Here is a 20,599-nt window from a genome sequence, read left to right on the forward strand (position 1 = left end):
GCAGGGGGCAGCCCATGAGTGGAAATCAGCGCGACCGCGTACGCCAACCGCAAAGGAAACGGGGGATCGCCCGGTTCCATCACCTGCTCGACGCAACCGAGGCCCTGCTGACGAAGCGGCCAGACAGCGATATCAGCCTCGCGCTGCTGGCGCAGGAGGCGGACGTGCCGCTGCCGTCGATCTACCACTTCTTTCCAAACAAGGATGCGATCCTCGTCGCGCTTGCGATGCGCCATCATGAGCAGCTTGCCGAGATGGCGCGCGAACCGCTCGATCCGCCGCCGGACACTTGGCAGGACATCGTCATCCGGCGGCAAAGAGCCGGGGTGGAATTCCTGAATGCCCATCCTTCCGCCCTGCGGTTGTTCATGGGGGCGGGGGTGAGCGCGGAGGTGCGCACGCTCGATCTGGAGGGAAACGCCGCGCTGGCGCAGTTGCGGGCGCGGGAGTTCCGCCATTGGTTCGATTGCCGCGGCATTGCGGACCTCGAAGCGCGGCTGGCCGTGTCTATCGGGGTCATGGACGGGGTCTGGGCGATTTCATGGTCGCAGCACCGCCGACTGACCGAAGCCTATCTCGAAGAAAGCACCCGCGCTTCGATCGCCTATCTGCGGTGCTATCTGCCGGAGATTCTGCCTCGTCTGACGTGAGGGCGTATTAGCAGAATAAATTATCACTAACTCGTGGTTCTGAAGGCGCGCTTGCGAGCATTCGATAACCACACCGCCACTCAAAAGCCTCAGAAAATATGAAGAATTATGACCAACTCGCGGCACCAGTCCAGAAGGAAAGGGCTTAGCGACTGGCCACGAATACCCACTATGCGGTCGAATTTCCTGTCGCTAATCTGAACCTGGCGGCGCCAATAAGAACAGACAAGGCGCATGCTGGGGCCGGTCAGCGAACCCCTGAACCGGCGAAACTACCATCAGGGAAAGGATTTCGACCATGACGAAGACCTATCTGCAAAAAAGGACGGGCCTGATCGCCACCGCAGTCGGCGCGTTGCTTGGCGCCACGCCTCTCGTCGCGCAGGACACGCTTGTCATCGGGCGGTCGATGGACGTCAATTCGCTCGATCCGGCGCGCGCGTTTTGCGACACCTGCCAGATTTACCTTACAGCGGTTTACGAGCCGCTTCTGACGCTGGGTGAGGACAACCAGACGCTGGTGCCGAAACTGGCGCTGAGCTGGGAAAACAACGAAAACTTCACCGAGTTCACCTTTAGCCTCAATCCCGACGCCGTATTTTCGGACGGAAGCCCGGTCGAGGCTCAGGATGTGGTCTGGTCCTTCGAGCGGTTGCGCAACCTCAAGGGGTCGCCGTCTTTTCTGATGGAAGGCACGCAGAGCATCGAAGCGGTGGATGCAAAGACCGTCAAGATCACGGTCGACGCGCCAAATTCGGAATTTCTCTACAAGGTTTCTGCTCCCTACACCGGCATCCTGAATTCCGAGGCCGCGATGGCCGGCGGGGCCGTGGGCGACGAAACTGCGGACACCGCCGACGGAGCAGAGGGCTGGTTCCTCGAGAACTCGGTCGGCAGCGGACCCTTCGTGCTGACAAACTACGCGCCCGAAGACGAACTACGCCTTTCGCGCAACGATGCCTATTACGCGGATGCGCCGGCCTTCAGCGAGGTGGTGTTCACGCAAATCCAGGATTCCGTCAGCCAGGCGCAGGCGCTGGAAACCGGGTCGGTGGATATCGCCATGCAGCTTGACGCCGACACGGCGCAGTCGCTCGACAATCCAGACGTGGTGACCGAGGTCGTGCCGTCGTTCAACTTCATCTACTTCGCCTTCATGCCCGGGTCTGAGGCGATGAAGGACAAGCTGACGCCGCAGGTCCGCGAGGCGCTGACCTATGCGGTGGATTACGACGGGATGATCGAATTCACCGTCGGCGGAAACGGTAACAAGATCGCGGCCCCCATTCCCAACGGGTTTCCCGGTACGGCGAACCTGTCGCCGCGCAGTCAGGACGTGGAAAAGGCCAGGTCAATGCTGGCAGAGGCCGGGATCGAGGACGGTTTCGCGATGGAAGCAGTCTATCCCAACGATAACGTCTATGGCGTCGATCTGAACGTCATGATGCAAAAGCTCCAGCAGGACTTTGCTCAGGTCGGTGTGAATGTGGCGCTCAAACCCGTAACCTATCCGGTCTGGCGCGAGGACATGGCCAATGGCCGTGCAGACCTCACGGCGGTCTATTACGCGCCGGACTATTATGGTTCGGGGCAGTATGCCGCGTATTTCGGGATGACCGAAGGATCGACCTGGGTGCAGCGCGCCGGGTACAATTCGCCCGAAACCGTGCTGAACCCCGCGCAGGGCGATCTTTATGCCCAGGCGCTGGCGGCGTCGGGTGAAGATGCCAATGCCAAGTACGAAGAACTGGCCAAGTCGATGATGGCTGACAACGTCATCATCCCGGTGGTCAGCCCGAACCTGGTTCTGGCCTATCGCAGCGACATCGACGGTGTGCGCTATAGCGCTTGCTGCAACCTGCCCATCGCTGAAATCTCGCGTAAGTAAGGGCCGGGGGGATGCTACGCTATATCCTTCGCCGGATTCTGGGTGTGCCCTTTCTGCTGTTGGGCGTGGCCAGCGTGGCGTTCATCCTGTCGCAAAGCACCAAGGGCGATCCACTCTCCGCCCTGGTGCCCGAGCGGATGATGAACAACCCCGAGATAGTAGCAGCGGTCGAGGCCCAGTGGGGTCTTGATCAACCGCTGCCAGTTCGCTACGCGATCTACATGAAGAACCTGGTGCAGGGCGACATGGGCACCTCGTTCAACACGCGACGCCCGGTGGCGCGCGATATCGCCGACAGGTTGCCCGCCACACTGGAACTGGTCTTTGCCGCGATGATCGTCGGCACGATCTTCGGTCTGGCGATCGGGCTGCTGTCGGCGCAATTTCGGCATACGGTCTTTGACAATGCGGCGCGTGGGTTCGCGCTGCTGGGGTCGTCGCTTCCGATCTTCTGGTCGGGGCTGATCATGCTTTACGTTTTCTCCGTTCAGCTGAAATGGACGCCCGGTACCGGGCGGCTGGACGCACGGACACCGCCGCCTGAAACAGTTACCGGTTTCTACAGCATCGACGCGCTGCTGGCCGGGGATTGGGCACTGTTCGTACAGGCGTTGAGCCATCTGGCGCTGCCCGCGCTGGTGCTGGGCTGGTCGGTCGTCGGCATCGTCGCGCGGCTGGTGCGGTCCTCGCTGCTGGAGGCGCTGGGGCAGGATTACGTGCGCACCGCACGCGCCAAGGGAGCTTCCGAACGGGTGGTGCTGATGAACCACGCGCTGCGCAATGCGCTGATCCCGGTGCTGACGGTGCTGGGCTTCACCTTTGCCTATCTCATCACCGGCGCGGTACTGACCGAGGCGATCTTTAGCTGGCCCGGGATCGGGTCCTATGCGGTCGCGGCGGCGCGGTCGCTGGATTACCCGGCGATCGGCGGGGTGACAATCGTGGGGGCGACCGCGTTCCTGCTGGCCAATCTCGTCACCGACATTGCTTATGCTTGGGCCAACCCGCGCATCAAGGTGTCGGGATGAGTGCGGTGGATCAGATGCGGCTCAGGGGGGGTGCGGGGCGGTTGCGTCTCGCGCTGCGACGGTTGCCGCTGACTGCGCAGATTGGCATTTGCATCCTGCTGTTCTGGGCGATCACCGTTCTGACGATCCAGTTCTGGCCCATCGCCGACCCGCTGATGATGGTCGGGCGGCGGTTGCAGCCCCCGGGCGCGGACCATTGGTTCGGGACCGATGCGTTGGGAAGGGACGTGCTTTCAAGGACGCTGCATGGCGCGGTCTACACCATCCCGGTTGCGGTCATGGTGGTGGTGGCGTCGGTCATCATCGGTTCGGCGTTGGGTGCGGTGGCCGGGTTCTATGGCGGCTGGTTCGACGCGGTGATCATGCGCGCGGCGGATGTCACTCTATCATTTCCGCCGATCCTGCTGGCCATGACGGTTGCGGCGACGCTGGGGCCGGGGTTGCCGAACGCCGGGCTGGCGATGATCATCGTCTGGTGGCCGATCTACGCGCGGCTGATGCGCGCGCAGGTGCTTGAGGTCCGCACCCGCGAACATGTCGAGGCCGCCGTCGCGGGCGGGGCGGGCAGGGGGCGTGTGCTGGTGATACATATCCTGCCGCTGTGCTGGACGCCCACGCTGATCAACGCGACGATGGATTTCGGGCAGGTCGCGCTGCTGGCTGCGTCGCTCAGCTTCATCGGTCTGGGCGCCGTGCCACCAAGCCCGGAATGGGGCAGCATGATTTCCGAGGGGGCGGCCAAGTTCTACAGCTGGTGGATCGCCGCCGGTCCCGGCATGGCGATCCTGTCGGTGGTTCTAGCCACGTCTTTTCTGGGCGACGGGCTGCGCGACATTCTCGACAAGAGAGCGGCGGCATGAGCGCGCCCCTGCTCGAGATCACAGGCCTGCGCGCTGCCTTTCCCGGCCCCGACGGCCCGGTGGAGGCAGTGCGCGGCGTGGATTTCACGCTGGAGGCTGGCGAGGTGCTGGGCATCGTGGGCGAAAGCGGCTCGGGCAAGTCGGTGGCGATGATGGCGCTAATGCAACTGTTGCCGAAACAAGCGAGGGTATCCGGTTCGGCCCGGATCAAGGGGCGCGAACTGATCGGGATGGGTGCGCAGGACATCCGCCGTATCAGGGGCCGCGAGATCGGCTGCGTGTTCCAGGACCCGCTGAGCGCGTTCAACCCGGTGTTGACCATCGGGGCGCAGATTGTCGAGGCTATTCGCCTGCACGACCGGAAGATCAGTCGCCGCGCGGCCCGGGCCCGCACCATCGAGTTGCTGGCCTCGGTCGCGATACCGGAACCCGAGCGACGGGCGCAGCAATATCCGCATGAATTCTCCGGCGGGATGCGGCAGCGCGCGATGATCGCCATGGCGCTGGCCAATGATCCCGCCCTGCTGATCGCGGACGAACCGACCACAGCACTGGATGTGACGGTGCAGGCGCAGATCCTCGACCTTCTTCGTATGCTCGCGCAGGAACGCGGCATCGGCATCGTGCTGATCACCCATGATCTAGGCGTGGTAGCGGGGATGGCGCGGGATATTGCGGTGATGTACGGCGGCCGCGTGGTCGAGACCGGCACCGCCGAGGACATTTTCTATCGCAGCGCCCATCCCTATACGCGCGGCCTGATTGCGGCGATGCCCAAGCTGGACCGGATCGACGAGGAACTGACACCGATCGACGGCACGCCGCCGTCGATCTTTCGACGACCGCCGGGGTGCAGCTTCGCGCCGCGCTGCGCGATGGCCGAGGACGCCTGCCGCGAAACCGATCCCGACCTGCGCTCCGCCGGCGCGACGCGCGCGGCCTGCCTGCGGGCGGAGGAACTTGCAGCCCACGCAGGAGCGCCACGGGGGGTGCTGGCATGACGCGAGGTCCGGTGCTTGAAGTGACGAACCTGTCCAAGAATTTCCCGGTGGGGTCCAACCTGCTGGGCACGCGTCCCGCGCAGATGCTGCGGGCGGTGTCTGGCGTGAGCTTTACCGTCGGTGAGGCCGAGACATTCGGCATCGTCGGAGAAAGCGGCTGTGGCAAATCCACGCTGGGCCGCTGCATCCTGCGCCTGCTAGAACCCTCTGGCGGGCGGGTTGTGCTGGCGGGTCGCGACATCACGCACCTGTCCCAGGCCGACATGCGCCCCGTGCGCCGCGATCTTCAGATCGTCTTTCAGGACCCGATGGCATCATTGCACCCAAGCATGACGATCAGGCGCATCCTTTCCGAAGGGATACGACTCTTGCGGCTTGGCAGCAGGGAGGAGGCGGAGAAAATCCGCGAGTTGATCCAGCTTGTGCAATTGCCGCAGGATGTGGCGGATCGCTATCCGCACGAGCTTTCGGGTGGGCAGCGTCAGCGCATCGGCATTGCCCGCTCCATTTCGGTGAACCCAAAGGTGGTTGTTCTGGACGAGCCTGTTTCGGCGCTGGACGTGTCGATCCAGGCGGGTGTTCTCAACCTGTTGCGCGACCTGCAGAAGCGGCTGAACGTGTCCTTCGTGTTCATCGCGCATGATCTTGGTGTGGTGCGCTACATCTCACACCGGATCGGCGTGATGTATCTGGGCCGGATCGTCGAGGTCGGTCCGGCGGATGAACTGTTCGCAAACCCGCAGCACCCTTACACGCAGGCGCTGCTGTCGGCGATCCCGCTGGCCGATCCGATCCGCGAACGCGCGCGCAAGCGCACAGTGTTGCAGGGCGATCTACCAAGCCCGCTGAAACCGCCCTCGGGTTGCCGGTTCCGCACCCGTTGCCCGCGTGCCCAGCCGCTTTGCGCCGGCGCGGACCCGGATCTGGAGGACAAAGGCAAGGGGCAGTCGGTTGCCTGCCATTTTCCCGGACCGCCGTCGGCCAGATTCCCCGAACATTCCCAGCGACAAGGAGCAGGCGCATGAATTCGGCCTTCGTCCAGAGCAATACATCGCGCGACCGCGCCCTGCGGGATCGCGCGTCTCGCGTCATCCCCGGTGGCATGTGGGGGCATCAGCGTGCCGAGGCGCTGCCAGACGGCTATCCGCAGTTCTTTGCCAGCGGGCGGGGCGCGCGGGTGATCGACGTGGACGGGCGCGAATACATCGATTTCATGTGCGCCTGGGGGCCGATCATCCTGGGTCACCGGCATCCGGCGGTGGAAGAGGCGGTCGTCCGCGTATCCGCGCAGGGCATATGCCTTGACGGGCCGACGGAACATGCAGTGATCCTGGCCGAACGGCTGGTCGAGACGGTCGCCCATGCCGACTGGGCGCTGTTCCAGAAAAACGGGTCCGACGCTATGACGTCATGCGTGACGATGGCGCGCGCCGGGACCGGGCGGCGCAAGATCCTGATCGCGAAGGGCGCCTATCACGGGGCGGTGCCCTGGTGTTCGCCCTCGCTTGCCGGGATCACCGCCGAGGACCGCGCGCATCTGATGCATTTCGATTATAACGACGTCGAAAGCCTCGGGGCCGCGGTTGCAGAGGCGGGCGACGATCTGGCGGCCATCGTCGTCTCCGGCTTTCGCCACGATCTGGGCGTGCCGCAGGAGTTGCCGACACGCGCCTTCGCCGAGGCGGTTCGACAAGCCTGTGACAAGGCGGATGCGGCAATGGTCGTGGATGACGTGCGCACCGGGTTCCGCATCAATCTTGGCGGCGCTCTAGAGGATCTTGGAGTCCGGCCCGATTTCAGTGCCTTTTCCAAGGCCATTGCCAATGGCCACGCGCTGTCGGCGATCACCGGCAACGATCGTTTCCGCGAGGCGGCAAACAAGGTCTTTGTCACCGGGTCGTTCTGGTACGGCGGGCCCGCGATGGCGGCGGCTGTCGCCACACTGGACGAGCTGGCGCGCGTCGACGGACCGGCCGTGATGAACCGGGCCGGGCAGCGGCTGCGCGACGGACTGGATGAACAGGCCACGCGCCACGGGTTCTGCCTGCGTCAATCCGGGCCGCCCGTCATGCCGCTGGTCCAGTTCGAGGGCGACGACCAGGCCGCCACTTTGGGCAACACCTTTTGCGGGGAGGCACTGCGGCGCGGCGTCTACCTGCACCACAAGCACAACATGTTTCTGAGCACGGCCCATACGGATGCCGAAATCGACCGCGCGCTGGAAGCGACCGAAGGGGCCTTTGCCGCCCTGTCGCAGCAGCGCACCACGAGGGGGGAGGCCCAATGACCAAACGCGGCAACGTCAGCCTGTCGGTTCTGGAGGACCGCGCGAAATTCATCCGCAAGGAGACCGTGCGCCTGTCCCGCATCGCCGGGGCCGGACATTATTCATCGACCTTTTCCTGTGCCGAACTGCTGGCGGCGCTCTACTACGACCAGATGTCGATCGAGCCGTCGCAGCCCGGCTGGCCAGACCGCGACAGGTTCGTGATGTCCAAGGGGCACGCGGCGATCGGCCTTTACCCAGTGCTGGCCGACCTTGGGTTCTTCGACCCGTCCGAGCTGGATACCTACACGCGTCTGGGGTCACCTTATGGCGATCATCCGGACATGAAGAAGGTGAAGGGACTCGATTTCTCGTCCGGGTCGCTGGGGCACGGGCTGTCCGTCGGGCTGGGGCTGGCGCTGGCCGCGCGGATGAGCATGCGCGACTACATGACCTACGTGCTGCTGGGTGACGGAGAGCTGAGCGAGGGCCAGATCTGGGAGGCCGCCAATGCCGCCGGCCACTTCAAGCTGCAGAATCTCGTGGCCATCGTGGACCGCAACGGGTTGTCCATCGACGGTCACACCGAGGATGTGATGAGCGTCGAGCCGCTGGAGGACCGCTTTGCCGCCTTCGGCTGGGACACGCAGCGCATCGACGGGCATGATTTCGGTGCCATCCGCGCGGCCTTTGACCGGCTGGGTCGGGGCGGGCAGGGCAAGCCGCAGGTCATCGTTGCTGACACGGTCAAGGGACGCGGAGTGGAACGGATGGAAATGTCGCTGGACTGGCACGTCGGCAATCTGGTGGGCGAGGATTACGACGCCGTCATGTCTGAGCTTGACGCGGGGCTGAGACCCTTCGTGGCGGAGGATATAAAATGACTAAGGACATGCAGGACGAAAGCGAGATCTTTCGCGGCACGACGACAGGCACGACGCGGTTGCGCGACAAGCGATCCGTGCGGGGCACGCCGAAATCTGGGATGCCCGCCTTCGTTCTCGGCGAGGAGCTGGCCGATCTGGCGGAGCACGATCCGCGCATCGTTGTTGCGACTGCCGATCTCGCTTCGGCCAACCGCACCAACGATTTCCGTGACAGGCATCCCGATCGTTTCGTGAATTTCTCCATCGCCGAGAAGAACATGATTACTGCCGCCGCGGGCATGGCATCGACCGGGCTTATCCCCTATGTTGCTACCTTCGCGAGTTTCTCGGCGATCCTCGGAGCGGAGGCGATCCGCACGGATTGTGCCTATCCCAGAATGAAGGTGCGTGTCGTCGGTAGCCATTCGGGCATGTCGATGGGGTTCTACGGCAGTTCGCATCATGCGCTCGAAGACCTTGCCATGCTGCGCTGCGTGGCGGACCTGAAGGTTGTCTGCGCCACCGATGCCAACCACCTTCGCGCGATACTGCGCGCGTCGGTCGAGCATCCGCAGGCGATGTACATCCGGCTTGGTCGGGGGCGCGACCCGGTGGTTTACGACGAGGTTCCAGAGATCGAATTTGGCCGCGCGATCCGTTTGCGTGAAGGGACCGACCTGACGATCATCACCTGCGGCAGCCAGGTGCGCGCTTCGCTCGATGCCGCCGCGAAGCTTGAGGAAAAGGGCGTTTCCGTCCGGGTGGTCGACATGTTCACCATCGACGCCATCGATGTGGATGAAGTCCGCGCAGCGGTGGAAACCGGGAGCATCCTAACGGTCGAGGAACACAATGTTACGGGGGGGCTGGGATCAGCCGTGGCGGATTGCCTTGTCGATATGCCGCGCATCAAATTCCGCAAGCACGGTGTGCCGGACAGGTTCGTCGAGGTCGGCCCACCCGCAGCACTTTATGCCCATTACCGGCTGGACGCCGAAGGCGTGGCCGCGGTCGCGGGAGAGTTGCTGGAGCTGAGCTGACCGGATTCGGGACTTGTCATCTGGTCGTGATGGATATACATATTCGGGCGTATATCCATGCCGGGAGAGGTCCAGATGCAAGTTGCCAAATGAGGAAATTCCCTTGCCGTCCGGCTGCCTGTCGAGCTTGTGCGCGAACTGGGCCTGAAGGAGGGTGACCAGATCGACCTTGTGAAGGGCGAGGGGGCGGTCAACGGTGAGGCGTTCCGCGCCTATGTCGAACGGGTGCCGGTTCCGACACATCGCCCCCGGCGATGTCGAGGCGATGGACAATCCCGGCAGCTACAAGGGCCACGCCGTGCGCAACGCCATACGCGCCGCAGGCACACAGAGGGCTCAATGGCATTGCCAACTTGTCGTGGCCTGCGGTGGAGTTTAAGCGGTCGTCATGAAGATACCAGCTGAGATGCCGCGCCTGAAAGGTTACCGGTTCCCCCGCGAAGTCGTCGCCTACGCCGTTTGGGCATATCATCGGTTCGCACTGAGTACGGCGGATGTAGAGGATCTGCTCGCCGAACGGGGCGTAATCGTCCGCCGGGAAGCCGTTCGCAAATGGGTGAACCGGTTTGGTCGGCATTTCGCACATTGCATCAAGCGCGACCGGCCCGCTGGGGCAGATAAGTGGCACCTCGATGAAGTCGTCGTGCCGATCAATGGCGTGAAGATGTGGTTGTGGCGGGCCGTGGATGGGAGCGGGGATGTGCTCGACATTCTGGTGCAGCCAAGGCGAAACGCCAAAGCGGCCAAGCGGTTTCTGACGCAGTTGATCGCCCGTTTTGGCCAGCCCCGCGTTATCATCACGGACAAGTTGCGCAGCTATATCAAACCGATCGGTCAGCTGGCCCCGGACGCCGACCACCGCGCCCACAAAGGCATCAATAACAGGATCGGGGGCTCGCACCGACCGACGCGGAAGCGAGAGAAGCTCATGGGCCGGTTCAAGTCGCCAAGGCAGGCGCAGCGTTTCCTGTCCGCCCATGACCAGATCAATACGATTTTCAGACCCCACCGCTACCGCCTTGCCGCAATCTCATACCGCCACGCCAGAGCCGCCGCCTTCGGCCTCTGGGAAGACTATGCAGCCGAAATGGCCGCTTGACCGGCAAGGTTCCCACTCATCTCAATCAAGCGAAAACAAGTTGGCAATCCCCTGCTAAGACATAAACAAGGGTGGGGCAAATCTCGGTGAAAATACCGGGTCACTTCTCAGCAGAAATCAACAGACAGTGCAATGAGTTCGCTAAAGTCGCGTGAAACGGAGTAATCAGCCTCCGGAAAAATCGGGGCGGTTCAGAGCAGCGCTTCATTTCCATACACGACCCGGTTGCAAACCTGTTTCACCTGCCCCGCCACGAGATGACATCCGCAGAATTTCGTGAACTCCGCTCCGCCGCCATGAATGCATGGCGCGATATGACACACTGCGGAGTCCTGTGAATATTGCGATCAGCGCCCAGTTGCGAGCGCGGACAGTTAACTTTACAGTGCCGTGACAACTCCTATCGACAATGAGAGCGAAGTTGAGTAGAGTTCCGTGTCCTTCGGGAAAAAGGCCCCATGAAATCGCACGGAACCCCGCACTTTCGCGAGACACGTCCAGTCAGAAAATAAACGTCTTGGCGCCTGTTTCCGGGTCTACCAGACCGCGGTACATTCCTTCAGAATTGAATGGCATCGCGATCTTTCCATCCCTGTCGATTGCGACCAAGCCGCCCGAACCGTCGTTGGGCGCAAGAATTTCATGTACGACATGGTCCGCTGCCTGCCTGAGTGTTTCGCCCCTATGTCGCATACGCGCAGCAATTTCTGCAGCGGCATTCCAGCGGATGAAAACTTCGCCGTGGCCGGTGCAGGACACAGCACAGGTTTCGTTATCGGCAAACGTACCCGCGCCGATCATGGGCGTATCACCCACCCGTCCGGGTAACTTGGCAGTCATCCCTCCGGTTGATGTCGCTGCCGCCAGCGTGCCGCGGAGGTCGCGCGCCACCGCGCCTACCGTGCCGTGACGACGGGCCGGATCGTCAGAAACGCTACCCTCTTTGCGTAGCTTGATCGTCTCTTGCAGCGCATCCCATCGCGCTTGAGTAAAGAAATACTGTTTGTCCTCGAATGCCAAACCTTCTTTGCGAGCGATCTTCAGCGCCTCAGGACCGATCAGCATGACGTGGTCTGTTCTCTGCATCACAGCGCGGGCGAGCTTAACCGGGTTGCGCGGTCCGAAAACTCCGGCAATCGCGCCGGCTTTGCGCGTTTTGCCTTCCATCACCGCCGCATCCATCTCCTGCTTTCCATCCGAGTTGAATACAGCACCTCGCCCCGCATTGAACAGCGGGTCGTCCTCAAGCGCGCAAACCGCTGCGACAGTCGCGTCGAGCGCCGAACCGCCATCACGCAATATTTCTTCTCCAGCGTGCAAGGCACGGGCGAGACCTGTATGAACTGCGGCTTCGCGCTCGCGCGTCATGCGGGATTTGAGAATGGTCCCGGCTCCGCCGTGGATGGCAAGAGAAAAGCTCATAAACCTGTCCTTCGTTTGGCCATGGTCGCCGATTTTCAATTCTGGGTTTGCATTTGATATGCATCGCGAAAGGTTGGCAGACGGGTTCCGTCATAAGCCTCATGGGACGTGCCGTACCATAGCGCGCCGAGGATCGCGGCCTCGACAGACTCGACACCCGCCTTGAAAAAAGTGTTCATGCGGCTCTCACAAATCGATTGAACCGGATGAATTTCGAGCGAGCCGCGCTCTATTTGGTTGGCGGTCGAAAATGCCAGTGCGATATCTCCGCTCTGATGGCCAAGGTAGCTTCCGAGCCTTCCAAGCGCTGCTGCGCTGCGCCGGGCCAGACGGGTGAGTTGCCGCGATTCCATCGGCGCGTCGGTCGCCAGCAGGATGATGATCGAACCGGTGTCAGGTTCCGGGAGCGCGTCGGGTGTCGGGACTCGGTCGCCGTAAACACGCAGTTCGCCTGCCTCGCCGAAGTTCGACAGAACCAGCGATCCGAGCGTGTATTCCGTAGCCCCGACTTGGATCAGACGCGAAGCGCTGCCGATCCCCCCGGCAAATCCAAAGGTCTTCATTCCACTGCCCGCACCGATCGTACCCTGCTCGAACATATTGTCAGCGGCGGCAATGGCAGCTTCAGCATCCGTCTCCGACACCGCAAGTTGCTGGATGTCGTTCACCTTGCCGTCATTGCATTCCAGCACCAGAGGATTGACGGTCGCCTGCCCGCGCCCGATTGCGCTATTTTGTGCGATGGCCCTCCGGATCAGCGCGTTAGAGCATGTGCCTACACCAAAGGTGTTGGTCAGCAGAACAGGCGTTTCGATCTCGCCGAGTTCCTCGACCTGGACAAGCCCCGCGGATTTTCCGAATCCGTTGAGTACGGCGCAACCCGCCCGCACTGGCGTACGGTAGAGATCGCCGCCATGTGGCAAGACTGCGGTCACGCCGGTGCATCGTCCATTACCGCGCAAGTTCTGATGCCCGACTCTCACGCCCATGACGTCACAAATGGTGTTGGAGGCGCCGGAGTGAAAACCTCCGGACTGCAACAGGACTTCGAATGCAGTCATGATATTCTAGCTTTCGTCGAGTTTGGGATCCAGCGCATCGCGCAGCCCGTCCCCGAGAATATTGAAGGCAAGTACCGTCAGAAAAATCGCGAGTCCGGGAAAGAAAGTCAGGTGCCATTCACCTGCCAGCATGTATTCGCGACCTGTAGCGAGCATTGCCCCCCACTCGGCCACCGAAGGTTCCACGCCGAGACCGATGAAGGAAAGGCTCGTTGCGGTCAGGATCGATGTGCCGATCCGCATGGTGAAATAGACGATCACCGCTCCCAGAGCGCCAGGCAGTATATGGCGAAACATGATTATGAAATCGGATGCGCCAGCAGCGCGCGCCGCCTCGACATAGGTGGACTCCTTGAGAGATAGCGTGCCTGACCGGACGATGCGCGCAAATGCCGGAACACTGAATACCGCCACGGCGATGATCACATTGGTAAGTCCGGCACCCAATATCGCCACAATTCCAATGGCCAGAAGTATTCCCGGAAAGGCAAAGAGGACATCCGCGATCCGCATGATTACTGAATCCAGCCAGCCACCATAGTATCCTCCGAAGAGCCCTGCGAGGATACCCAGCACCGCACCGATGGTGACCGAGACAAAACCTATATACATTGACAGCTTCGCGCCATTCAGAATGCGTGCGAAGATGTCGCGGCCAAACTCGTCTGTCCCGGCCCAGTGCTGCGGCGACGGTTCTACCAGTGTATTCATGTAGTCGAAATCATCCGGGCCATAGGGCAGCAGCCACGGTGCCATCAGAGCCGCTGTCAACATCAGCGCGAGAAACATTGCTGCGATCAGAGCAGCACGACGACGAATGAACCGACGGCGAAACTCACTGAACGGGGAGCGTGCGGTTTCCTCAACACGTGCCACTGCGGGATCGTTCTCAATGGTTTGGGCCATGTCAGAGCCTATTTGTAGCGGATTGCAGGGTTGATGAACGCATAGAGCAGATCAACCACGAGATTGATAAGGAGGAATTGCAGCGAAAACAGCATGATCTCCGCTTGCACGACTGCGTAGTCGCGGAAGTTGATCGCATCCAGCAGCAGCGAGCCCAGACCTGGCCACCGAAACACTTTTTCGACGACGATAGAACCACCAAGCAGGAAGCCGAACTGAAGACCTGCCATTGTAACAACGGGGATCAGGGCATTGCGTAGGGCGTGTTTCCAGATCACAACACGTTCACGCAATCCCTTCGCGCGGGCGGTGCGGATGAAATCCTCGCGTGCGACATCGATCACCGCGGATCGAGTGAAGCGCGCCATAACAGCAGCCACCCCGGTTCCCAGAGTCAGCGACGGCAGGATCAGATCGGAGGGGCTGTCGAATCCACTGGTTCCGAGCCAGCCCAGGTTGACTGAAAAGAATTGCATCAACAGCAAACCGAGCCAGAAATTTGGCATTGAAATGCCTGATACGGCGAGAAACATCCCGGCGTGATCCCCCGCACTGCCGCGGCGTACCGCCGAAACCACACCCGCGACAAGTCCGAACAGAACCGACCACGCAAGGGCGCAGAGCGACAGCCAGAAGGTCGGCATGAAGGCCCGACCGATCATTTGCGCGACCGGTTCCCCCGTGCGTAGCGATGTGCCGAGATCAAGCGTCACGATATTGCGCAAGAAGTCGAAATACTGGGATATGAGCGGACGATCAAGGTTCAGTGCTCTGCGGATGGCTTCCACTTCTTCTTGCGTAGCTGTCTCACCAGCAAGAAGCCGGGCAGGATCTCCGGGCAGCAGATGTATGAACATAAATACGAAGACCGAAATCAGCAGCAACACCGGGATCAGTGCGGCCAAGCGGCGCAGGAAATAATTCAACATCGGCTCTCATCCTCTGGCGGCCCGGCGCGATTGCGCCGGGCCGGGGTTCCCATCGCCTATTCAAAGGCTGCGTGCTTGTATTGCATTGTGCCGTCGGGCATCTGGAACACACCGGTCAGACCCTCTTTGCGACCAGCCATCTTGTTTTCGATCGCCAACCAGACGACCGGGGCGTCTTCCCAAATCTGTTTTTGCGCGACGGCATATGCCTCACGACGCTTTTCCGGATCGGCAGTATTCAAGGCGTCCTCGATTGCTTGGTCCACGACTTCGTTTGAATAGAACGCCATGTTGTAGATCTTGGGGATCCAACCTTCGGTCGCGTAGACCGGGCGCAGGTGCCAGTCGGCATCCCCGGTCGACGGCGACCAGCCTCCGATCAGCATGTCGAATTCCGAAGTGTCTGGATCCATGGAGGAAAACACCTTTTCCGATCGCGTTGCGCCTTCCATCGGTACGATCGTCGCGTTCACATTGATCTGGGAAAGCTGCTGCTTGAGGAATTGCAGTACGCGCACCCCGGTCGAGCTGTTGGTTCCCCAGATCTGTATATCAAACCCATCCTCGTAACCGGCCTCTTTCATGAGACGGCGGGCCTCTTCGAGGTCGTTGGACAAGGCTGGCTCCTGCGTTTCATGGAACCTGGTGTCGGGTGCGATCGGAGAATCCGGAACAACGCCATGTCCTGAATACACGACCTGTACGAACGCTTCCTGGTTAATGGCGAGATTGAAGGCTCGACGCACGCGCACGTCCTTGAAGTGTTCCTTGAGCATGTTCATGGACGCGGTCCAGACCGTGATACCGGGAACTTCCAGAACCTCGTATCCGTCCTTCTCTGCCACCCGCTCCGAGAGTTCGGCGGGCAGTATGTGCACAAATTGAACCTCATCCGACAATAGCATCGAAACGCGGGTTGCGCTTTCTGTGACCGGATAGAAGGTTACGCTGTCCACCTTGGGATATTCTGCATCCCAGTAGTCGTCGAACCGCTCCACGACCAGCCGTTCACCGGGGATCCACTCCTTGAACTTGAAAGGGCCGGTACCGATTGGATTTTTTTCGACATCCTTGCCAAACTCTTCCAACGCCTTGGGGCTGTGAATGACCACAGACGGGTGCGCGACGGTATTGATCATCGCTCCGAACGGCTCTTTCAGGTGCAATACAACCGTATAGTCACCCTCCGTTTCGACCCGATCCACAACCTTGAACAGACTATTCTTGGCCAAGTTCTGTGATTGGTCCGCGAGCCGGTCGAAATTGGCCTTGACCGCTGCTGCGTTGAAATCAGTACCGTCATGGAACTTCACGCCTTCGCGCAGCGTGAAGGTAAAGGTCTTCGCGTCGTCGCTACCTTCCCAGGCGGTTGCAAGTTGCGGCACCAATTTCATATTCTGATCGAAACCGATCAGGCGCTCAAGAACTCCGTTCACCGCAGAATAATCCACATTGTAATTGGTGTTGTGTGGATCCATGCGCTGAAAGATCTGATTCATCCCAATGGCCACATCCTGGGCGATCGCCGGCGCGGCAAGAAGTGTTCCGGCTGCCAGTGCCGCCGCCCCTGTCATCCTTCTGAAAAAGCTCATTATTTCTTTCTCCCTTTGGTTGGAAATCGTCGGATTAGATTGCCACTTCCGCGTCGCGCGCCTTGGCCACGAAATGACCCAGAGCAATCTCCTTCATTTCATTGAGCGCGGGGGGCTGACCGATCGGACGTACCGGGCTGGGTACTTCGCCAGTGATCAGTGGACGCTTGCGGTGGCGCATTTCGGGATCGGGCACTGGCGCTGCTGCCATCAGGCGGCGCGTGTAGGAGTGACGTGGATCCTCGAAGATATCTTGACGCGTCCCGATTTCGACGATCTGACCCAGATACATTACCGCAACCCGGTGGCTGATCCGTTCAACTACGGCCATGTCGTGGCTAATGAACAAGTAGGCCAGACCGAAGCGATCCTGAAGATCCATCAGCAGGTTTATTACCTGGGCCTGCACCGATACGTCCAACGCCGAAACAGCCTCGTCCGCGATGATCAACTTTGGATCGGTGGCAAGCGCGCGCGCGATGGCGATACGTTGTCGTTGGCCACCCGAAAAAGCGTGGGGATAGCGGTGCGCATGATCGGCGCTCAGGCCTACTTGTTCGAGAAGCCATACCGCCTTGTCAAAGGCATTCTTCTTGTTGTCCAGCCCGTGCAGCAGGATTGGCTCGGCGATAGAGTAGCCTACTGTCAGACGGGGATTCAGTGACGCATAAGGGTCTTGGAACACGAACTGCACCTCACGGCGTAGCTTCTGCAGTTCGGACCTAGAAAGGCTCGTCAGGTCTTCGCCGTTAAAACGTAGTCGTTCGGATTCCGACTCGACCAATTTCAGGATAGATCGGCCCGTCGTGGATTTCCCGCATCCGGATTCCCCAACAAGTCCAAGTGTTTCACCCGGCCAGATGTCGAGGTCCAGATGCTCCACTGCATGAACGCGTTTCTGTACCCGCCCCAACAGACCACCAGTAATGTCAAATCTCGTCGTCAGCCCGCGCACCGACAAGAGAGGGTCGGCGTCATAGTTGATGGCGCGGGCCGACACTGGACGCGGCGATTCTTCAACAGATCCGGGCATTTCAAATGGAAGGGGTGTCTCAATCCCCTTCATAGCGCCGAGACGGGGCACAGCCTTGAGAAGTGCTTGTGTGTAGGAATGTTGAGGTGCGGCAAAGATTTCCTCGACCGCGCCTTCCTCGACCTTCTCGCCGCGATACATGACGACGACGCGATCCGCGACCTCGGCTACCACGCCCATGTCGTGGGTGATGAACAAAACCGCCATGCCTTCTTCATCCTGCAGATCACGGATCAGGCGCAGGATCTGGGCCTGGATCGTGACGTCGAGCGCCGTGGTCGGTTCGTCCGCGATCAGAAGCTGTGGCTTGCATGAGAGCGCCATGGCGATCATGACACGCTGGCGCATTCCTCCGGAGAGTTGATGAGGGTGGCGCTTCATCACCTGGCGCGCGTCGGGAATACGGACCTTTTCCAGAGTCTCAAGTGCGATCTTGGCAGCGTTGTTGCGAGATGTATTCTGGTGAGCCACAACTGCTTCGATGATCTGGTCCCCGATAGTGAATACCGGATTGAGCGAGGTCATCGGTTCCTGGAATATCATCGCAATATCGTCACCGCGCATCTTGCGCGCTTCCTCGGCGTCCAGCCCAACGACATCGATTTCCCGTCCGTCGCGCTTGCGAAATGAGATCCTGCCACTCTCAATCCGGCCTCCGCCAAATTCGACGAGTCTCATCACCGCCAGGGAAGTAACGGATTTTCCGGATCCGGATTCTCCGACGATAGCGACGGTCTCACCGGGGTCGACGTGCAGGGACAGATCCTTCACCGCACGCGTCCTGTTGTCGCCCTGGCCGAATTCCACGTTCAGCCCTTCGACTTCCAATAGCTTGCCTGTGTTCATTGCGTCTCCCCGGCTGGTACGCCGCCCTACCGGGCGCACCGCCCGGGATTTTTGTCATCAAACCGAAACAATGGCGGATTTTCTAAGGCAAATTTGGCATGGGTTATGCAAAGAAAGCATAATTATTGTGTTGCCGTTTGCCGTCCGAGCATCAAATCTAGAGATATGGACATGAAATGGCTGGAAGATTTCCTGACGCTGGCCCAGACGAGAAACTTCTCTCAGGCATCGTCGGATCGTAATATTACGCAACCTGCGTTCAGCCGGCGAATACGCGCGTTGGAGACTTGGCTCGGGGTGTCACTGTTTGACAGGCGGTCATACCCCGTCACATTGACTGCCGAGGGCCGCGTTTTTCGCGATAGCGCAGAATCGATTCTCGCCACGCTTTATGCAAACCGCACACAGCTGCAGGAGACCCAGATCGTGCATCGACCCGATCTGCGGATTGCGGCAGCCACGACGCTGAACCTGAACTTCATTCCGAATTGGCTGCGCCGGCTGGAACCGCAAACAGGGCATCTTACGACGCATATCTTTACGCAAAATTTCCACGACATGGCGCAAAACCTGGCCGAAGGTGAGATCGACCTCGTCCTGCAATACAGTCATTCGCAGGTGCCGCTCTTTGTGGAGGCGTCCAAGTTCATGACTCATGTGCTGACCTGCGAGCCAATGGTGCTGGTGTCGGCTTCGGCCCGAAACGGAGAACCTCTGCACGACCCGACACGCGCCGGAAACCGAGGCGGTGTTTTTCCGTATATGGGCTATTCGCGAGATGGCTATTTTGCCGAAGTCGAACGTATCCTGTTCGCGCGTCACGCCGAGAATGGACTTGTCATGCAGCGCCTCGGCGAGAGTCCGATCTCCGAAGTCCTGAAGCGAATGGCGATTTCTTATGGTGCACTGACGCTCCTTCCCGAGAGCTGCGCGCGAGAGGCGGTGAATAGTGGTGAACTGGTTGTCGTGGGTGACGAGGATTGGCAGATCCCGCTGGAGGTGCGCCTATATCGTGCACGCGGCTCACAACGGCCCGCAGTCAAGCGGGTCTGGGATGCAATCCAGAACAGCAATAACCAATAATTACACATTGAAGAGGATTGAACGTGAAGATCTTTATCTCCGTTGATATCGAAGGCGCGGCCGGGGTTTGCGAACCTTTGCAGGGCCAGCGCGGGAACCCGGAGTACGAAACGGCTCGCCGCCTGATGACCGAGGAAGCCAACGCCGCGATCCGCGGAGCGTTTGACGCCGGCGCGACCGAGGTTACCGTTGCGGATTCACACGGCCCCATGCGAAATATGATTGTCGAAGATCTCGACCCCCGCGCTCGCGTAGTGTCGGGCAAACCTCGCCGCCTATCAATGGCTCAGGGCGTGCGCAAGGATCATGATGGCATCGTCCTGATTGGCTATCATGCAGCGGCGGGCGAAAAGGGAATTCTGGCGCATACAATTAGCGGTCTGGCGTTCGCGCGCATCGAAATCAACGGAATCGTGGCTGGCGAACCTACTATATTCGCCGGTTATGCCGCCGAAATCGGTGTTCCGCTTCTGGCGGCAAGTGGTGATGACAGGTTATGTGCCGAAATTTCCGAACAGTTCCCAGCAGCACATCGAATACAGACGAAAATTGCCCTTGGCGCACAAGCCAGCGAAAGCCTGTCTCCTTCGCAAGCCCGCGAGCTCATTACAACAGGTGTGCGCGATGCGGTACGACAAGCTCATACTCAACAACCACGCCTCCCCAGCGAACCGCCATTGGAGGTCAGGGTCGAATTCATGAAGCAGGTTCATGCAGACGCGGTATCACTGTTGCCAGACATTGAACGTATTGATGCGCGCTCGGTCTCTTTCTCCTCTGCAACATACGAACAGGCGATCGGCTCGCTCTCTGTTTTTGCACTTGTGGCTCAGGCCCTGACACCGTGAACCACACCGGATGGCACTGTAAATTTAATGCCGTCGGTGTCGCGATATGCCACTTGAGGGCATGACCAAACCTGACCTTTACCGCCGCCACCGGTTTCCGCCCAATGTCATCGCCTATGCAGTCTGGCTGTATTTCCGCTTTCCTCTGAGCCTTCGGATGGTAGAAGATCTTCTCGCCGAG

General features: G+C 60.4%; 18 protein-coding genes and 2 pseudogenes. 14 read left to right on the forward strand and 6 right to left on the reverse strand.

From position 1 onward, the window contains the following. The first annotated feature begins 14 nt into the window (after window positions 1–14). The 11 genes and pseudogenes from AB9K34_RS14295 to AB9K34_RS14345 all read left to right on the forward strand — a co-directional run bounded on the left by AB9K34_RS14295 (window position 15) and on the right by AB9K34_RS14345 (window position 10,698). Complete coding sequence (locus tag AB9K34_RS14295) at window positions 15–650, forward strand: TetR/AcrR family transcriptional regulator (RefSeq protein ID WP_369955104.1); 636 nt, start codon at window positions 15–17, stop codon at window positions 648–650. Between the two features lie 298 nt (window positions 651–948). Then, a complete protein-coding gene (locus AB9K34_RS14300) occupies window positions 949–2,538 on the forward strand; it encodes an ABC transporter substrate-binding protein (protein WP_369955105.1) in 1,590 nt (529 codons plus the stop codon). Between the two features lie 11 nt (window positions 2,539–2,549). Further along, entirely contained in the window at window positions 2,550–3,566 is a 1,017-nt protein-coding gene (locus tag AB9K34_RS14305) for an ABC transporter permease (RefSeq protein ID WP_369955106.1), read from the forward strand. Beyond that, entirely contained in the window at window positions 3,563–4,426 is an 864-nt protein-coding gene (locus AB9K34_RS14310; protein ID WP_369955107.1) for an ABC transporter permease, read from the forward strand. Before AB9K34_RS14305 ends, AB9K34_RS14310 begins: the two co-directional genes overlap by 4 nt. After that, on the forward strand, window positions 4,423–5,427 hold the full coding sequence (locus AB9K34_RS14315; RefSeq protein WP_369955108.1) for an ABC transporter ATP-binding protein: 1,005 nt from the start codon (window positions 4,423–4,425) through the stop codon (window positions 5,425–5,427). Before AB9K34_RS14310 ends, AB9K34_RS14315 begins: the two co-directional genes overlap by 4 nt. After that, window positions 5,424–6,452: an ABC transporter ATP-binding protein gene (locus AB9K34_RS14320; protein ID WP_369955109.1), complete on the forward strand. Its 1,029-nt coding sequence runs from the start codon at window positions 5,424–5,426 to the stop codon at window positions 6,450–6,452. Before AB9K34_RS14315 ends, AB9K34_RS14320 begins: the two co-directional genes overlap by 4 nt. Next, window positions 6,449–7,714 carry an aminotransferase class III-fold pyridoxal phosphate-dependent enzyme gene (locus tag AB9K34_RS14325; RefSeq protein ID WP_369955110.1) on the forward strand — a complete coding sequence of 422 codons (1,266 nt, stop codon included), beginning with the start codon at window positions 6,449–6,451 and terminating at the stop codon, window positions 7,712–7,714. The genes AB9K34_RS14320 and AB9K34_RS14325 overlap by 4 nt, the downstream gene beginning before the upstream one ends. Then, window positions 7,711–8,577: a transketolase gene (locus AB9K34_RS14330; RefSeq protein ID WP_369955111.1), complete on the forward strand. Its 867-nt coding sequence runs from the start codon at window positions 7,711–7,713 to the stop codon at window positions 8,575–8,577. Before AB9K34_RS14325 ends, AB9K34_RS14330 begins: the two co-directional genes overlap by 4 nt. Then, the gene (locus AB9K34_RS14335) at window positions 8,574–9,599 is read left to right on the forward strand and encodes a transketolase family protein (protein WP_369955112.1); all 1,026 of its coding nucleotides are present in this window, start codon (window positions 8,574–8,576) and stop codon (window positions 9,597–9,599) included. The genes AB9K34_RS14330 and AB9K34_RS14335 overlap by 4 nt, the downstream gene beginning before the upstream one ends. Window positions 9,600–9,674: 75 nt before the next feature. Beyond that, a pseudogene (locus AB9K34_RS14340) lies at window positions 9,675–9,791 on the forward strand (AbrB/MazE/SpoVT family DNA-binding domain-containing protein); the annotation flags it as partial. A gap of 196 nt (window positions 9,792–9,987) precedes the next feature. Continuing rightward, a complete protein-coding gene (locus tag AB9K34_RS14345) occupies window positions 9,988–10,698 on the forward strand; it encodes an IS6 family transposase (RefSeq protein WP_369955113.1) in 711 nt (236 codons plus the stop codon). A 501-nt stretch (window positions 10,699–11,199) separates the two neighbouring features. Here AB9K34_RS14345 and AB9K34_RS14350 read toward each other — a convergent pair. Genes AB9K34_RS14350 through AB9K34_RS14375 form a run of 6 tightly spaced genes read right to left on the reverse strand, consistent with a single transcriptional unit; the run spans window position 11,200 to window position 18,487 of the window. Next, window positions 11,200–12,120 carry an isoaspartyl peptidase/L-asparaginase family protein gene (locus tag AB9K34_RS14350; RefSeq protein ID WP_369955114.1) on the reverse strand — a complete coding sequence of 307 codons (921 nt, stop codon included), beginning with the start codon at window positions 12,118–12,120 and terminating at the stop codon, window positions 11,200–11,202. 35 nt (window positions 12,121–12,155) lie between these two features. Then, complete coding sequence (locus tag AB9K34_RS14355; RefSeq protein ID WP_369955115.1) at window positions 12,156–13,181, reverse strand: P1 family peptidase; 1,026 nt, start codon at window positions 13,179–13,181, stop codon at window positions 12,156–12,158. Between the two features lie 6 nt (window positions 13,182–13,187). Continuing rightward, window positions 13,188–14,087, reverse strand: coding sequence for an ABC transporter permease subunit (locus AB9K34_RS14360; RefSeq protein ID WP_369955116.1), 900 nt, complete (start codon window positions 14,085–14,087; stop codon window positions 13,188–13,190). Window positions 14,088–14,095: 8 nt separating this feature from the next. Further along, a complete protein-coding gene (locus AB9K34_RS14365; protein WP_369955117.1) occupies window positions 14,096–15,016 on the reverse strand; it encodes an ABC transporter permease subunit in 921 nt (306 codons plus the stop codon). A 56-nt stretch (window positions 15,017–15,072) separates the two neighbouring features. Next, window positions 15,073–16,608, reverse strand: coding sequence for a glutathione ABC transporter substrate-binding protein (locus AB9K34_RS14370; RefSeq protein ID WP_369955118.1), 1,536 nt, complete (start codon window positions 16,606–16,608; stop codon window positions 15,073–15,075). 34 nt (window positions 16,609–16,642) lie between these two features. Then, window positions 16,643–18,487: a dipeptide ABC transporter ATP-binding protein gene (locus AB9K34_RS14375; protein ID WP_369955119.1), complete on the reverse strand. Its 1,845-nt coding sequence runs from the start codon at window positions 18,485–18,487 to the stop codon at window positions 16,643–16,645. A gap of 171 nt (window positions 18,488–18,658) precedes the next feature. Here AB9K34_RS14375 and AB9K34_RS14380 point away from each other — a divergent pair, with 171 nt between their 5' ends. The 3 genes and pseudogenes from AB9K34_RS14380 to AB9K34_RS14390 all read left to right on the forward strand — a co-directional run. After that, the gene (locus tag AB9K34_RS14380) at window positions 18,659–19,570 is read left to right on the forward strand and encodes a LysR substrate-binding domain-containing protein (RefSeq protein ID WP_369955120.1); all 912 of its coding nucleotides are present in this window, start codon (window positions 18,659–18,661) and stop codon (window positions 19,568–19,570) included. Window positions 19,571–19,593: 23 nt separating this feature from the next. Next, window positions 19,594–20,418 carry a M55 family metallopeptidase gene (locus tag AB9K34_RS14385; protein ID WP_369955121.1) on the forward strand — a complete coding sequence of 275 codons (825 nt, stop codon included), beginning with the start codon at window positions 19,594–19,596 and terminating at the stop codon, window positions 20,416–20,418. 61 nt (window positions 20,419–20,479) lie between these two features. Then, a pseudogene (locus AB9K34_RS14390) lies at window positions 20,480–20,599 on the forward strand (IS6 family transposase); the annotation flags it as partial.

It is taken from the genome of Sedimentitalea sp. XS_ASV28 (assembly GCF_041224545.1).
Classification (GTDB): domain Bacteria; phylum Pseudomonadota; class Alphaproteobacteria; order Rhodobacterales; family Rhodobacteraceae; genus Sedimentitalea.

Excerpts from the sequence above, each read along its gene's own strand:
- AB9K34_RS14295 (WP_369955104.1), top strand. The coding sequence starts at position 15 with ATGAGTGGAAATCAGCGCGACCGCGTACGCCAACCGCAAAGGAAACGG.
- AB9K34_RS14300 (WP_369955105.1), top strand. The coding sequence starts at position 949 with ATGACGAAGACCTATCTGCAAAAAAGGACGGGCCTGATCGCCACCGCA.
- AB9K34_RS14305 (WP_369955106.1), top strand. The coding sequence starts at position 2,550 with ATGCTACGCTATATCCTTCGCCGGATTCTGGGTGTGCCCTTTCTGCTG.
- AB9K34_RS14310 (WP_369955107.1), top strand. The coding sequence starts at position 3,563 with ATGAGTGCGGTGGATCAGATGCGGCTCAGGGGGGGTGCGGGGCGGTTG.
- AB9K34_RS14315 (WP_369955108.1), top strand. The coding sequence starts at position 4,423 with ATGAGCGCGCCCCTGCTCGAGATCACAGGCCTGCGCGCTGCCTTTCCC.
- AB9K34_RS14320 (WP_369955109.1), top strand. The coding sequence starts at position 5,424 with ATGACGCGAGGTCCGGTGCTTGAAGTGACGAACCTGTCCAAGAATTTC.
- AB9K34_RS14325 (WP_369955110.1), top strand. The coding sequence starts at position 6,449 with ATGAATTCGGCCTTCGTCCAGAGCAATACATCGCGCGACCGCGCCCTG.
- AB9K34_RS14330 (WP_369955111.1), top strand. The coding sequence starts at position 7,711 with ATGACCAAACGCGGCAACGTCAGCCTGTCGGTTCTGGAGGACCGCGCG.
- AB9K34_RS14335 (WP_369955112.1), top strand. The coding sequence starts at position 8,574 with ATGACTAAGGACATGCAGGACGAAAGCGAGATCTTTCGCGGCACGACG.
- AB9K34_RS14345 (WP_369955113.1), top strand. The coding sequence starts at position 9,988 with ATGAAGATACCAGCTGAGATGCCGCGCCTGAAAGGTTACCGGTTCCCC.
- AB9K34_RS14350 (WP_369955114.1), bottom strand. The coding sequence starts at position 12,120 with ATGAGCTTTTCTCTTGCCATCCACGGCGGAGCCGGGACCATTCTCAAA.
- AB9K34_RS14355 (WP_369955115.1), bottom strand. The coding sequence starts at position 13,181 with ATGACTGCATTCGAAGTCCTGTTGCAGTCCGGAGGTTTTCACTCCGGC.
- AB9K34_RS14360 (WP_369955116.1), bottom strand. The coding sequence starts at position 14,087 with ATGGCCCAAACCATTGAGAACGATCCCGCAGTGGCACGTGTTGAGGAA.
- AB9K34_RS14365 (WP_369955117.1), bottom strand. The coding sequence starts at position 15,016 with ATGTTGAATTATTTCCTGCGCCGCTTGGCCGCACTGATCCCGGTGTTG.
- AB9K34_RS14370 (WP_369955118.1), bottom strand. The coding sequence starts at position 16,608 with ATGAGCTTTTTCAGAAGGATGACAGGGGCGGCGGCACTGGCAGCCGGA.
- AB9K34_RS14375 (WP_369955119.1), bottom strand. The coding sequence starts at position 18,487 with ATGAACACAGGCAAGCTATTGGAAGTCGAAGGGCTGAACGTGGAATTC.
- AB9K34_RS14380 (WP_369955120.1), top strand. The coding sequence starts at position 18,659 with ATGAAATGGCTGGAAGATTTCCTGACGCTGGCCCAGACGAGAAACTTC.